This window comes from Blautia sp. Marseille-P2398 (assembly GCF_964240315.1).
Taxonomy (GTDB): Bacteria; Bacillota; Clostridia; order Lachnospirales; family Lachnospiraceae; genus Blautia_A; species Blautia_A wexlerae.
Window position 1 is genome coordinate 1 of record NZ_CAXSTD010000002.1, and the last position, 14731, is coordinate 14731.

Below are 14731 nucleotides of genomic sequence, written 5' to 3' on the forward strand. Positions count from 1 at the left end.
AAACGAAAGGGCAGTTAATGAAAAGTCTCCATACTGCTTTTTCGTTTGCACCACCTTCGATTCTTTCCTTAACGATTTGTTCCCATTCCATTGATATCATCAAAACAACTATTCGAAATGTAAATCTTGGTAAATCCATAATATTCTGCGCTAGTTCTTATAAATTCACTCGAAATATCTGGATAATCACTTAAATAAAAAATACTTTTTATAATTTCTCCCTGAATTTGAATGTTTTTCTGGTAAATATTAGTATATAAATATAACTGACCATCTTCCTTTTTAAGAATAATCAAATTTTTATTTTTCTCGTTTTTGTTTTTATTAAATTGTTGATATTCTTCACTATCCTCATTCTTAAACGGATAGCAATTCAACATCCATACCTCTTTTAAAAGAGTTGTCTTTCCTGCTCCATTATCTCCAACAAGTACTGTTATATTTGATATAACATCTGAAGAAAACACATTATTTCCTTTTTTCCTTGATATTCTTAATTCATAACTTTCATCTTCCAATTTCAGCATTGAAATATTATATTCCGGTGAAAAGCAAAAACCCTGTTCATGAATACATTTCTTTTTATTAATCCAATAATAAACCAGTTCTATAATACTCTCCATTTCATTCAGAGAACACTGCTTTTATGTTTTCTTTTTATTCAGCCTCCATAGTGTCTACACCTAATGCCGTTATACTAATCATTTCGCCATTTTCTATTACTGAATCTGGCCATACGATTAATTTCAAATATTCTATTAATTTACTTCTTAATTTTTTCAGCACAATCTCTCTGGTTTTTTTATGCATACTTAATTCCTCTATCTTCAATTCTTCTATAATCTGAAGTAAATTAGATATATCCATCTTAAAAAATTCATTCAGGTTTTTAAAGCTATAAATACTATCTATGCCTTCTATTAAATTATAGATTTCTGCAACCTTTGCTAGTTTTAATTCCGCTATAAACGACTCTAGATCTATATAACTGAAGAAGGCATTATCCAAAATATAAACATCTCTATTATCCTTACATTTGTTTTCAAATTCTTCATTCCAACATTGATGGTCGCACAAAAATCTATTATCACTTTTCTTTTTTTCTATTTTTCGATTATCCAATATCGCAAACAAGGGCCCTGCAATTTCATTATATTTAGTAATTAACTCACCATCATTACTTAATATTTCAAAGCAGCTTCGTTCAAATTTTTCTGGAACTACCTTCAGCTTATTTTCCATAAATTCAACTGTCTTTTTATAATCGACACAGTCAAATCCATTTTCTTCTATCTGTATGAAACAAATAATTATATCTTTAAAATATCTCGGATCATATTTTTGTTCTTGTAATTCTTTATATATAGCAGCAACTGTTTTCTCTATTTCCTCATCTTCCAATTCCCACCAATAAAGCAAAGCGTCATATTTTAAAGTATTTTCTCTTTCTTTTGAATCGTCTATTTCTTTTGCTCGATTAACAAGCTCGTTTAGTTACTTTTTACTCAATATTTTGCTCCTGCTTTCCCGTTTTTTCAAGATTTTCTGCCAAAAAATCCCTATTTTTCAAGTTTTTTGCAATCTGCTATTTTTTGAGTGTTACTTTTTCAGGAAGTTAAGGTTTTAAGGAGATTGTAGCAGAATAAAAAACAAAAAACAGATACGGATGATTACCGTTTACAATATTCCTATGGCGGTATTTTTGTAAATAGTAGGGCAGAGAAAAACCGCAGGTGAAAATTCCTGCGGTTTCTATTTTCTAAGCTGTATCGGTATTAAACTGCCTTACAATTATGCACTTTTCTTCTCTGAAGCTATCTTTTCGACTTCCTCTATGGTTAGCTCTGTGTATGCTGCAATATCTTCATAACTGAGTTTGCCACCATCCAGCATTAAACGGGCTATATGGACTGCTTTCATTCTTGCCGCTTCATTTCTCATATCTTCCATCGCTTTACACATTACCGCCACCCCTTTCTCATCTTCTTTAAAATAATGCACACGGTTAGCCAGAACTTCATAATACATATCTTTCGCATTTGTACAGGAAAATCATGCATAAGTTTTCCCAGTGCTGTTTCATCCTTTATCTGTGAGTTCACGTATATAATATGCGATTCATCATTAAACATCTTTCCGGTTTCCCTGATAATGCGGTCAAAATGATATATCGGGAGATTCTCTCCCAGCACATCATTTTCTGTAATAAAGATCACATAAGTTTCATTTAATTCCTGATACTGATCACCCGGCTCTGTCACATTCGCATCAATCAGGCTACTATTATATCTGGCTCTTTTTACACCCGCACCTTTATTATTCCTTTGAATTTCGATATTATACACCCGGTTCTGCTGATCTACTGCCAGAATATCCAATCTGACCGATCGCCCCTGTAAGTTTTTTATTGCATACTGACTGGTAACACTTATCACTTTAAGGTCATTACGATTCAATATAACCTGCAATAAAAACTCCGCACATTTCCGATCTTCAATTTTACAGATGCTTTCTTGCCTTCATCGTCACATAGTACACCAAACCGCCGAGCACTCCACCTACTGTATTGTAGAAGATATCCGATAGCTGAAACGTACCTAATCTAAACAATAATTGCAGCATCTCAATGCTTACCGAAAAGATGAACGCTATCTTCCCGCTATACCACAGTATCTTCTTCCAACCGTTTCCTGTCTTTTCTTCGAATCTTCATGGGTCGAGTAGACGCACCCCTTGCGGTCGTACGCCCCTCACAGAATCCGGACTTGCGGCTTTCCCGCATCCGGCTCTTTGCGAAACGAATCGTTCACATTTATCAATTATATACACTGACATATATTCGGGGTCTTACCAATGGATAGCTGTTATCTATCATATTCAGAAATTCTACCCAGTTGTAGCTTTTCTTTTGACTCCTCCGATTTAGACAGTAGAATAAACTTTTCATTACGTGGTATCGAAATGCTGTTATTCTTTCTGTATTGTCTGTGATTCCATAGTAATGGTAATAACCAGTCAGTATCTGATTGAGTTTAGCAGTAATCTCTTTCAGTTTCCATGTTTTCATGTGTCCCATCAGTTGATTTATTTCTCTACATTTCTTCGCAAACTTCTTCTTACTGGTTTTCCTCTTCACTCTGAATCTACCATTCTTGCTTTTGGAACAGTAGTGTGTAAAACCCAGGAAAGTAAAGGTACCTGGCTTCGTTCCACTTTTACTGCATCTTTCCTTTGCGTATCGTCCGAACTCTATCAGCCTGCTCTTTTCTTCTTCAAGGCTTAATCCAAAGTGTCCCATTCTATGTTTTAAGTGTTCATAGAACCATACTGCATCTGATTTGTATTGGAATGTCACCACAAAATCATCAGCATAGACCACCAGACCTGCATATCCCTTTAACATCGGTGTTACCACCTCTTTGAACCACCATATCAGCACATAGTGCATATAGATACAGGAAATTATCGGAGAGCAGACGGAACCTTGTCCACTTCCTTCCTCTGTTGCTTCAAATTCATAGTTATTCATAATTCCTGCTTTCAGCATTCGTCTGACAAGGCGGATAATATTCGGGTCTTTGATCCTTGATTCTATAAAACGCGCAATCCATTCATGGTCAAGATGCTGGAAGAATCCTTTTATATCCGCATCCAGAACATAATTCGTCGGTTTCCTTTCCAGCATTATGTTTAGTTTGCGGATTGCTTTATGGCAGCCCCTGTTGGGTCTGAATCCCATCATCTCATCATAAAACATTGGCTCGAATACTGCTTCCAGTATCCTGCGCAGTGCTTCCTGTACCAGCTTGTCTTCATAACAGTAGATACTAAGTGGCCGCATCTTCCCATTGTCCTTTGGTATTTCTACCAGTCTTGCTGGTTTAGGCTTATAGGATTTCTTCTTCAAACTTTCTATAAGGGCTTCTAGATTTTCTTCCAGATTTCTTCCGTATTCTTCTTTGGTAACTCCATCTATTCCTACGGCTTTCGTTCCATCCATCTGGACATGACAGTTCTCAAGCATCTCCTTATTGATAAGATGCCCCAGTGATGTAAAGACCATGTCTGGGTTTCCTTTTGATAATTGTGATATTCTCGCCAATTTCGTTTCCATTAGTTCCCCTATCTCTGTGTATAGCTAATGTTTCCTCTTTGATATAGTTTCGCAGGCCAGAACTGCGAGGCACAGTTCTCTCTCGACTTCCCTCCAGTATTTATTTTGTTCATACCTTCACCGGTACTGTTCGGGCCTCCGACTACCTGCACTTCGTTTGTCTTTCTTCTTTTGGTTGGCGGACATACTTTTCATTTACACACTCTGAAAAGAAAATGCAGGTCCTCTCCAGTTGACATATAGTCCCTGTCTGACATGAATAGTTTCAACAACACCGCAGAGGCATGCAAAATCTCACCATAACGATAAGTGCATATATTGTCTTCCACCCAGACCACGGTGTCGACCCTCTGATACTTTGGGATTTCGGTGCTCCATAGCTATCCCTGCTATCTTGCTGTCTACGCTTAGCCTGCACGTTACCGTAACAGACTCAAGACTCGCTTCAAATGCTGTGGTTAACAGCTTATTTGATGGGGCTTCCACCCACCGGACTATATACCCTTTGCTGGACGCACAGTCTGACCCCAATGTGGTCAACTTAAGCCCAGAATGCTGAAAATTCAACGATTCTGGGCTTATATTCTGGATTTTTTTATATAAATATCTTGACATATCCTCCTAAATATGTGGTTTATAGATTAAGCAATATTACGTTACCAGCGAAATATTTATCTATTCCAATACGTAGGAGGTATGCCATATGAGTCGAACTAATATTTGTAAAAATATCGTCCAATCCATTAAAGATTATATCACAGATCAAGTTAAACTGGAACCCCATCGGGTGGAAAAACATTTTGTACGGCGAAGAAAACTTTCACTTTTGCAAGTTATTATTTATCTGTTCTTCTCTTCAAAAGCTTCCATGTTCCAGAATCTTTCACAGATCAGAGAAGAACTGGGCACGCTTTCTTTTCCGGATGTTTCAAAACAGGCACTTTCCAAAGCCAGACAGTTCATTAATCCTTCACTGTTCAAGGAACTTTATTACCTTTCTGTTGATCTGTTTTACAGCCAGATCCCTTCAAGAAAGCTGTGGCAGGGTTATCATCTTTTTGCAGTAGATGGTTCCAGGATCGAACTTCCGAATTCAAAATCAACTTTTGATTTCTTTGGCGAAATGTCCAGCTATCCTGATCCAAACCGACGTTATACCATGGGACTGGCTTCAATAATTTATGATGTTCTGGATGATTATATCCTTCATGCATCTATCCATAAATTTCTTTCCTCTGAACGAGCAGCTGCATTAGAACATCTTAAAGTTCTTGAAGATATGGGACTATATAACAACAGTATTATTATTTTTGACAGAGGTTATTATTCAGAAGATATGTTCCGCTACTGTGTAGAGCATGGGCATCTCTGTGTTATGAGACTGAAAGAGGGAATCAATTTATCTAAAAAATGCAATGGTGATATGATTTCCATTCTTCAGGGAACTTCAAAAGAAGGTACTTCCGATGTACCTATACGTGTCCTTGAGATTCCGCTTGATGATGGCACAAAAGAATATCTTGCAACAAACCTGTTTGATCCTGCTGTTACAAAAGATATGTTCCAGGAACTTTACTTCTACAGATGGCCTGTAGAACTTAAGTACAAAGAATTAAAAAGCCGCTTTGCCATGGAAGAGTTTTCCGGTGCTACTGCAGTGTCTATACAGCAGGAATTTTATATAAATATGCTTTTATCGAATCTGGCCTCCCTTATAAAAAATGAAGCAGATGAGGAAATACAGATTTCTGCCAAAAGCACAAATAAGTTCCGTTATCAGGCCAATCGTGCATTTATCATTGGACGGATCAAAAGTATTGTTCCCAAAATACTCTGCGGACTGTTTGAGCTTTCAATTATTGAACAGTTATATACAGATGCTGTACGCTGCAGATCACAGCTCCTGCCCGGCAGGTCGTTTCCAAGGAAGAAATTGAAATCCAAGGGACGTCCACATTTCCGAAATAAAAAAGCTTCTTTTTAAAATAGAGCCAGCATTCATCAATAGGCTTATTTAAGTGCGGCAATTTTTATGAATCTTCTGGTTTCCAGCAAAACAGCAACTGTTTTCTGTCATAAACCGATTAATTTTGTAGTTTGCATTAGAGGATATTCGCTAATATGCCCCTAAGTTGACGCTAGGTTGACCACATTGGTGTCAGACCCCAATGCTACAAATGTGTTGCCTCACCTTCTTTCAAGCAAATTCTAGTTCTTTACGCTTTTATTCAAAAGATCATCTAAGCGAAGTAACATTTTTAACAAATTACCATTTTCTATTTCTGCTGCAACATTACCATCACCGAAACGTTCACTCCTTTGAATCAAGGTGAGTCTTGTATTAATCTGCTCTACAGACATCTCACTTGGTACTATGTTTCTCGGCTGTTGTTCCATATGTTTTCCATAATCTCTATCCGGCTTCATAAGGTTAAACACCTGCCAAATCCCCTCTGGATAGATTGGAAAGGGAAAATAATTCAATCCATTTTTTGATGGCGGTGTTTTCCATTCAATTTTCCGTATTTTACACAACAGCTCTATACACTGCCACAGCTTTTCTTTATCAATAGATACCAACAATGAATCACCTGTATAATCGAACATAGCATGATATATTTCCTGTCCCATAGCAAGCATCGTATCATCTAATACAGCAAAATAGACTTCCATATCCACAAAAGAATCAAGAGAATCTGCAACTGCCCTTAGTGCCACTTGCCACGCTTCTTTCTTTGGATAACCATATATACCAGAGGAAATTAGAGGAAATCCTATAGATTTACATCCATTATCCCGTGCTAAAAGCAATGCCGTTTGATAGCATTTTCGAAGCAAATGTTCTTTATTATGACTGCCACCATGCCACTGTGGTCCAACAGCGTGAATAATATATTTGGCTTTCAACTGAAACCCTGGTGTGATCACAGCATTTCCTGTATCGCAATGACCTATCTTCGTGCAAGCATCTGTCAATTCATTATATCCGGCTTCTTTGAAAATAGCTCCGCATACTCCACCGCCTGCCCACAATCCTTCATTGGCAGCATTAACCACACAATCGACATCTAACTTTGTTACACTTTTTTTAACAATATGTATGCGTTCCATAGATTTTCCTCCCCTATGTGTATGATACTTTTATACAACTACATATTTGATTCTTTTTACTAGATATTTTCCAAAGTCTATATTGGATTGCTTATCAATGAACGGCTCTTTTTTTATTTCAGTTGTACTTCATAGGGTCAGACTCAGACATTCTTGCATGGCTGTTCGCTGATACTCCGAAAGGAGCATTTGCAAATGGAGTATTATATACACTGGTGGAAAGCGCCAGAGCGAATGAACTGGATGTCTATGAGTATCTGAAATATCTGCTCACTGAAACGCCAAACAATCATCATCTGGAAGATCCATCCGTTATCGACAGTCTTCTGCCCTGGTCAAAAGAACTGCCAGAGCAGTGCCTTTTAAAAAGGAACAGAAAAAAGTGCCTCAAACATTGATGTAGGTATTATAGCAGGAACTCTGGCTTTTTTTTTCTCTCTTTCCACTCTATTTCCGATTTTATACTTCTTTTATAGATCTTTTAACTCTGCTTTATCCTTTTAGTTGTACTTCGCAAAGTCAGACCCAGACATTCTCTACAACCCCAACAATCCTGTGTGCCATAGCAAAAGAGATCGGTGGTTTCGACAAGATAAGCAATCTTTATTACGACGGGAACTGGAGCGAACACTGGTATGCCCGTGTGACTATTGGGAACCAGACAAAAGATTACACGTTTTGTCCGGATGTGAGTACTGGAGACATTGGAGAAATTCGGAAAATAAATTTTATGGACACTTCCAAAATGACAAAAATTTATTAACCAAACAAATGAGCAGAAACAGCATTAAAACTGTTTCTGCCCTGTTGTTATAAATCTATATTATCCATTTTTGTATTACCACTCTGGCGGTAGATTTTCATATATTTTCCGCTTGTATCCAGAGTACTCCGATTCCACCTGGCGGTATATGTCTGCTTTACTTTTAATTTGACGTATCCTTTGTACAATTTTAATGTTCCAGTGCCGGAATTGCCCCATGTATCTTTCCACTTAAAAGAAACTGTGTTTCCTTTACGCTTTGCTGTAATGGGAGCAGTCGCATAGATAGGCGAACCATTGACTCCCAGTTTTTCAAGCTGAAGCCTGACTTTGGTACTGGTAACCTTATTTACAATGACGGAATAGCTCGGCTTGATGGTGACCGTCATATTGCTTGAAACAGACCATGTTTTTGTGTAGGTCCCGGTGTATTTACCGGAAGCTGCTTGGGCTGGCTGGTAAAACGTAACAGTAATCATGATAGTCAGCATTAAGAATAGTAATCTGGAAAACCTTTTTCTCTTCATGGTAATCAAATCCTCCTTTATGTTTATAAACATATTGTACTACTGGATTTATATGGAAACAAGGACGAAATACGGATTTGGAAGTTTTAAAAACCTTGACCAGGGCGAATATGAAATCACAGAAATTAAGACTAAGCCTGCAGAAGTACAGGCATTTTGCTATTATCAAACCAGTCACAGAACCCTGCCATGTACAGCACAGAGGAATCCAGTCTGGTAAAGATACTCTTTTCTTTCAGGGAATTCCATTCGTAGAAACCGCCTGCCGGAATCAACAGCCGGTGATATAAGATCCCGTTTTGAAAAGAAGGTTTATCCAAAACAGTTTCTACCCTTGCATTGATGACCAGACCCTTGCTTTTTGACAGGGGATATCCCCATCTGCATATACCCAGTTCCAGTCCGTGTTCTGACTGTCCAATGACTGGTGCGACATCGGTCGGACGGGTATCTCCTTGTGCCAGCCAGATCCTCCCATCTATGTTCTGTACCACTCTGGAAATATCTTCCGTCATACCGGGATCAATGTAATATCTGCTGCACATAGTTCTCTCCTATTTAAGAATTCATGTACTGACAGTACGTTAGACTTGGATGATTTTCCTTAGGGTACTATATTTTGATTTATCTCTGCAGTCAGATCCTACGTACTGAAAAAAGGAGTCCAAATGACTCCTTTTTCTAATGCATATCAATTATTTTTAAAATATCGTATATCCGCCATCTACAGCCAAAGCTGCTCCATGGATGAAACTAGCTTCGTCTGATGCAAGGAATGCAATGGCCTGTGCTACTTCGATAGGTTCTCCAGGACGTTTTGCCGGACTCATTCCAATCTTCATTGTTACCGGATGCTGTGGAATTGCAAGCACACGTGCAATCATATCTGTTGCAATCGGTCCTGGAAGAACAGCATTTATACGCACTCCTGTACGTCCATGATCCAATGACATCTGACGGGTGAGTCCAAGAAGGCCATGTTTAGCAGAAGTGTAAGCAAGCCCTCCGCGGCCAGCTGCGGTTGCTGCCATGGAAGCTACATTGACGATGGTTCCAGCTCCTTGTTTTTCCATAATAGGGATTAGTTTCTTGCAAAGAACAAATGGTGCTGTGAGATTTGTTGCAAGAACAGTGTTCCATTCATCCATTGTGATCTGATCCATATTGGCAGTTGTTCCGCCTACTCCTGCATTATTAACGAGAATGTCTATTTTTCCGTAGGCGTCCAGAGCTGTTTTAACCAGGTTATCAAGACTTTCATCAGATGTCACGTCTGTTTTACAGAAAATTGCTTCTCCTCCGGCTGCCTTGATTTCATTCACACAGCTTTCTCCCAGTTCTTCCTTTGTTCCAACAACTATGACTTTTGCTCCTTCTTTTGCAAAGAGTTCTGCGGTTGCTCTTCCGATTCCTCTTGTTGAACCGGTAATGATTGCTACTTTGTTTTCAAACTTCATGGCAATGCCCTCCTTATCTTCTTCCTGTTTCCATGAATGCTGTTCTGTCATACCGTGCGGTAAGCAGATACGGTGCCAGAACATCTGCGTCAATCTCTTCACATAAATTCAGTTTATGAACCATCAGATCATTTGAGGAATACGCACCTCCAATGACTGTTCTGATTGGAAGTTCTCCCCATGGATCATCAATGGACGATTGTAATTTAATCGCTGCAAAACCAGGCTCCCATGAATGGTAATTGTATTCACAGAGATTCTGAAGCAGAGCACCATTCTGGAAATGTGATTTTCCTTCTTTATCCGGTTCGCGGTCAAGGTGGAAGTAGAAACCACCGCCATATGTCTTTTTACCGGCTTCTGGGAACTGATACAGCATTCCGGTCATTGCGTTATTATATTCACCAATCTTGAGATCAATATTTACAAGTTCAGTACCACGACGGCAGACTTGAGCGGTCACATGATCATTGTTTCGACGGATTACAAATTCAGATCCCAGTTTCTTTGGAATTGATCCATTGTCACGTCCACACTGAACTGCCATTTCTGCACCGGTTCCCCCAAGTACAAGTCCTATTGGATATAATCCAAGCTGTGTTCCATATGTACAGTAAACACCAAGGATTGCTTCATAATAATCATCAGCAAAGGTAGGCTCCTTAACATGGCACACAGATACCGTAACTACAGGCACGGAAAATGGTTTTAACGGTGCAGGCAGAACCTTTGCAATCGCCGCAGGATCGGTGAGGTATGCAAGATATATTCCCTCCTGATTTTTCATAAGAGATATCTTACCGAAATTAGGCATTTCCTCCGGAGCAGTGATAAAGCTTGGAGTTTTGACAGATGTCTTAAACAATTTCCTTGCTGCTTCAAAACCACTTCTGGATGCAGGAGCAATCGTACCGTCTTTCACAGCATTTCCGATAGCCTGAGCATGGATTCCTTTTTCTTTTAATTCTTCAACAAGATGGTTGTCCGGACGGAAACCAAGGGAAAGAACAACAGCATCTGCAGCAACTTCCACATTTATCTTATCGTTCAGTCTTTCAAGTACAACTCCATCTTTTTTGATCTCTTTAAGAGCATATGCCATCATGAACTGGGCATTGTATTCTTTCAATCTTCCACATACATCTGCAACATTTGTATGATTTGCATTAGGAGCAACTTTGTCAAGCATATCCGCAAGTACAACGGTATTTCCTTCGTGACAGAGATATTCTGCTGTTTCAAGTCCCGTAACACCTGCTCCGATGATCATTACTTTTTTATTCTTCAGTCCGGCTTTTCCGGAAAGAATATCTTCGATTGTATATACATTTTCTCCGGTTATTCCGGGAATAGATCCTGGAATGACAGATTTAGAACCTGTTGCTACAAGTACCGCGTCCGGATTCATTTCTGCAATTTTATCCGCAGTCGCTTCCATATCAAGTTTTAATTCAACTCCAAGTTTCTCAAATTCAACATTATAATAATCAGCAATCCAGCCCATACGTTCTTTGAAAGGAGGCTTCTTTGCAAGGTTTATCGTACCTCCAAGCTCACTCTGGCGGTCAACCAATGTTACCTTCATGCCGCGTTCAGCAAGTGTTTTAGCAGCGATCATACCACATGGTCCGCCACCCACAACTACTACCTTATGTTCCTGAGTGTCATATTCTGCATTTCCATAAAGACGTTCGCGGCATGCACGTGGATTAACTGCACATTCCGCAGGAATACCCGCGCCCATCCATGCATTCAGGCTCTCAAAGCAACGCAGACAGTTGATACATTTACAAATTTCATTCTCTCTTCCTTCAAGTACCTTGAGTCCCCACTGTTCGTCTGCGAGCCAGCTTCTTCCCATGGAGACAAAATCAACAATACCTCCTTCCAGAAAACTCTCAGCTACCTGTGGTTCACGTATGCAGGAAACTCCTATCACTGGAATAGAAACGTGATCTTTTACGGCCTTGATCAGATCTTTTCTCCAACCCTGGGGGAAGGAGATCGGCTCTACACATACACTTCCTGTCTCGTATAAACCAACAGACACATCAATAAAATCAATCCCGCATTTCTCAAGCGCCATTGCAATCTTAACTCCATCCTGGATATGGATATAATCCTCTGTTACTCCTGTCTTATCCAGAAATTCTTCCACGCTTAAACGGACACCGATCGGAAAGTCCGGTCCACACTGTACACGGATTCCATTTATGATCTCAGTGATCATACGAAGTCTGTTTTCAAAGGAACCACCATACTCATCTTCGCGTTTATTTGTGTAAGGGGAAAGAAACTGTTGTAATAGATACCCATGAGCCGCATGAAGCTCTACTCCATCGCAACCCGCTTTTTTTACCCGTACAGCACCTGAGATAAACTGTTGGATCAAAGCTTTTACTTCTTCTGTTGAAAGAGCCCTTGTTTCCTGCTGAAGATATTTGCACGGTATTGCTGAAGCAGATACTACCGGACCGCCTGTAAGAGCAGTTACTGTTTCACGTCCAGGGTGATGCAGCTGGATGAATATCTTTGTCCCATATTTATGTACTGTTTCTGCAAGCTTTGCAAGACCTTCGATATGTCTGTCTTTTGAAACAGACAGCTGACGCATCATCCCTGCACCATGCAGATCGTTTACCCTTGCAATCTCCGGAATAATAAGCGCTGCGCCACCAATTGCACGTGCCTCATAGAATGCAATCATGTCTTCCGATGGAGACCCATCCATCTCCGCCAGGCTTGTACCCATCGGTGACATTACAAGCCGGTTTTTAAGTGTAATATTTCCAATTTTTCCCTGTTTAAATATTTCCTGATACATGTACACCCTCCTTTACTTGTGTCTCTTGATTATTATGGCTTAAAAATAACATTTTCATTGTTAAAAAAACAACGGCATAAATATAAAAAAGACATTGTGTATTTATGCACAATGCACTATAATTAATAATAATCTGCAAAACACTGTGCATTTTTCACAAATAATTGTAAAGAGGAGTATGAAGATGCTGTTTTCCGATCTTATTGATTATTTAAAAAATGAAAAAACTTTTAACATAATACTAAATTGTTCTACTGATCTTCATGAAATACGAGATGTAGAGCTGCTGGATGGCACTCAAACAGGATACGCCACAGATATTGTCTATTTTGGTTATCCAGATGTCTTGTCTCCTGATATGCAGCCTTCTCAATGTATCCTTGTTCGTGGAGAAAACTATCTTTTTCCTTATTCCTGCACGGATCGTGCAACAGTACAGGCAAAAGAGCTTTTTGCGGTTTTTAATGCAGCAAAACAGTTTCTTCAGACACATGAACAGGTTAGTTTATATGAAGAACTGGTTCGAAAAGGCCACTCTTCCCATAGCCTGGATGAAGTGATTAACTCTGCATCCATCAAATTAGGATATTCTTTGGTATTTTGCGACAAGAAATTCCGTATCCTGTCATATTCTACATCAATTCCGGTTACGGATAAATTATGGAAAAAGAATATTGAACGTGGATATTGTACATACGATTTCATTAAAAATGTAATGTCATTGGAAGCTGTCCAGGGGGCTTCAGCCAGCATTGAGGCTGTTGAAGTATCTTGCCCGGAATCACCATATCGTAAATGTAGTTCGAAAGTGTTTTTAAACGGTGTTCAGGTTGGTTTTGTTCTGATGATAGAAAACAATATCCCTTTTACCGCAGAACACTTAGCAGCTATGAGTGATGTAAGCCGGGCAATCAGCTCCGTAGTTGGACATTATCATCCTGAACTGTTTCAGTACACCAGTGCGGACCAGCAGCTTCTTGAAGCCTTGCTGATTGGAACTCCGGCTGATATATTGGCAGATTCCATTTCTCATCTTCGAGTATCTGATGCAATGTATGCACTTTGTATCCAACCGAAGACATTTTTGAAGGAAAATAAATTAAAGCAGCAGCTTTATCCTGTGATCCGACATATCTTTCCGGAAGCATATATGACTGTCCACGACAATGCACTAGTCCTGCTTGTACCAGATCAGAGTTCTGTTATATTTGTAGATACTCAAAAAATAATGCTTAAAACGATGGCAGAGTATCATCTGGATGTAGGAATCTCCCTGGTTTTTTCAAAAATGGATGAATTTTACAGAGCTTATCAGCAGGCGCGGACAGTTCTTGAATGGAATCACAGAATCCCTGATAACCTTAAGAAGGAAATATCATGGGATCAAAGGTATCCGATGGAGCATCAAATTCATCGGTATTCTGAAATTGAGTTCTACGAAATGATGAACAAGATCAAAGAACCAGAAAAACTTGCAGATTATATCCACCCTGCCCTTTACAGACTGAATAAATATGACCAGAGAACGGGAAATGAACTTTACCATACACTTGAGGTATATCTACAGTGTTTCCATAACAATAAGGAAACAGCTAACATTTTGTGTATTCACAGGAATTCGCTGGCTTATCGAATGGAAAAAATCATTGAAATAGGTAAAGCCGATTTAAACGATCCCATGACAGAGTTTCTGTTGAGAATGTCTTTTAAGCTTGTGGAATATTTGAAGATAAGAGACCTCGATCTCCCCTGATATTTAAAATTGTAGCTTTTCATAACATTATAACGAAATGCTGTAATTCTCTCTGAATTGTCAGTGATGCCATAGTAATGGAGATAACCAGTCAGTATCTCATTAAGCTTCTCTCTGTTGACTGTGAGTTTCAGCTTCTCTTCAAGATATTTCGTACTGCTTTCCAGAAGTCTCTCCGATGC

At 39.1% G+C, this 14731-nt stretch carries 14 protein-coding genes; 3 read left to right on the forward strand and 11 right to left on the reverse strand.

The window, feature by feature from the left end; translation table 11 throughout:
- Window positions 1–68: 68 nt before the first annotated feature.
- The 6 genes from ACESZG_RS02645 to ltrA all read right to left on the reverse strand — a co-directional run bounded on the left by ACESZG_RS02645 (window position 69) and on the right by ltrA (window position 4114).
- Window positions 69–623, reverse strand: a complete 555-nt coding sequence (locus ACESZG_RS02645) for a hypothetical protein (protein WP_368211406.1) — start codon at window positions 621–623, stop codon at window positions 69–71.
- 34 nt (window positions 624–657) lie between these two features.
- Window positions 658–1401 (reverse strand): hypothetical protein, encoded by a 744-nt coding sequence (locus tag ACESZG_RS02650; protein WP_368211405.1) that lies wholly within the window; start codon window positions 1399–1401, stop codon window positions 658–660.
- A 390-nt stretch (window positions 1402–1791) separates the two neighbouring features.
- Window positions 1792–1962, reverse strand: coding sequence for a hypothetical protein (locus tag ACESZG_RS02655; protein ID WP_243262360.1), 171 nt, complete (start codon window positions 1960–1962; stop codon window positions 1792–1794).
- A complete protein-coding gene (locus tag ACESZG_RS02660; RefSeq protein WP_373217495.1) occupies window positions 1962–2468 on the reverse strand; it encodes an Rpn family recombination-promoting nuclease/putative transposase in 507 nt (168 codons plus the stop codon). The genes ACESZG_RS02655 and ACESZG_RS02660 overlap by 1 nt, the downstream gene beginning before the upstream one ends.
- A gap of 31 nt (window positions 2469–2499) precedes the next feature.
- Complete coding sequence (locus ACESZG_RS02665; RefSeq protein ID WP_334298503.1) at window positions 2500–2673, reverse strand: VanZ family protein; 174 nt, start codon at window positions 2671–2673, stop codon at window positions 2500–2502.
- 142 nt (window positions 2674–2815) lie between these two features.
- Window positions 2816–4114, reverse strand: a complete 1299-nt coding sequence (gene ltrA, locus ACESZG_RS02670) for a group II intron reverse transcriptase/maturase (protein ID WP_373217497.1) — start codon at window positions 4112–4114, stop codon at window positions 2816–2818.
- A gap of 703 nt (window positions 4115–4817) precedes the next feature.
- Here ltrA and ACESZG_RS02675 point away from each other — a divergent pair.
- Window positions 4818–6098, forward strand: a complete 1281-nt coding sequence (locus tag ACESZG_RS02675; protein WP_055201402.1) for an IS4 family transposase — start codon at window positions 4818–4820, stop codon at window positions 6096–6098.
- 224 nt (window positions 6099–6322) lie between these two features.
- Here the strand turns inward: ACESZG_RS02675 and ACESZG_RS02680 are convergent, their stop codons facing one another.
- Window positions 6323–7225 carry a macro domain-containing protein gene (locus ACESZG_RS02680; protein WP_070100675.1) on the reverse strand — a complete coding sequence of 301 codons (903 nt, stop codon included), beginning with the start codon at window positions 7223–7225 and terminating at the stop codon, window positions 6323–6325.
- 215 nt (window positions 7226–7440) lie between these two features.
- Between ACESZG_RS02680 and ACESZG_RS02685 the strand changes: the two genes are divergently transcribed.
- Entirely contained in the window at window positions 7441–7623 is a 183-nt protein-coding gene (locus ACESZG_RS02685) for a transposase domain-containing protein (protein ID WP_226839704.1), read from the forward strand.
- A 412-nt stretch (window positions 7624–8035) separates the two neighbouring features.
- On the opposite strand, the gene ACESZG_RS02690 is transcribed toward ACESZG_RS02685, so the two are convergent.
- The 4 genes from ACESZG_RS02690 to ACESZG_RS02705 all read right to left on the reverse strand — a co-directional run bounded on the left by ACESZG_RS02690 (window position 8036) and on the right by ACESZG_RS02705 (window position 12796).
- Window positions 8036–8515 (reverse strand): hypothetical protein, encoded by a 480-nt coding sequence (locus ACESZG_RS02690; RefSeq protein WP_055058916.1) that lies wholly within the window; start codon window positions 8513–8515, stop codon window positions 8036–8038.
- 131 nt (window positions 8516–8646) lie between these two features.
- Window positions 8647–9060, reverse strand: coding sequence for an SOS response-associated peptidase family protein (locus tag ACESZG_RS02695; RefSeq protein ID WP_081018931.1), 414 nt, complete (start codon window positions 9058–9060; stop codon window positions 8647–8649).
- 156 nt (window positions 9061–9216) lie between these two features.
- Window positions 9217–9972, reverse strand: coding sequence for an SDR family NAD(P)-dependent oxidoreductase (locus ACESZG_RS02700; RefSeq protein ID WP_055058919.1), 756 nt, complete (start codon window positions 9970–9972; stop codon window positions 9217–9219).
- Window positions 9973–9985: 13 nt separating this feature from the next.
- Complete coding sequence (locus tag ACESZG_RS02705) at window positions 9986–12796, reverse strand: acetoacetate decarboxylase family protein (protein WP_022381268.1); 2811 nt, start codon at window positions 12794–12796, stop codon at window positions 9986–9988.
- Between the two features lie 184 nt (window positions 12797–12980).
- Between ACESZG_RS02705 and ACESZG_RS02710 the strand changes: the two genes are divergently transcribed.
- Complete coding sequence (locus ACESZG_RS02710; RefSeq protein WP_022381269.1) at window positions 12981–14549, forward strand: CdaR family transcriptional regulator; 1569 nt, start codon at window positions 12981–12983, stop codon at window positions 14547–14549.
- The last annotated feature ends 182 nt before the right edge of the window (window positions 14550–14731 follow it).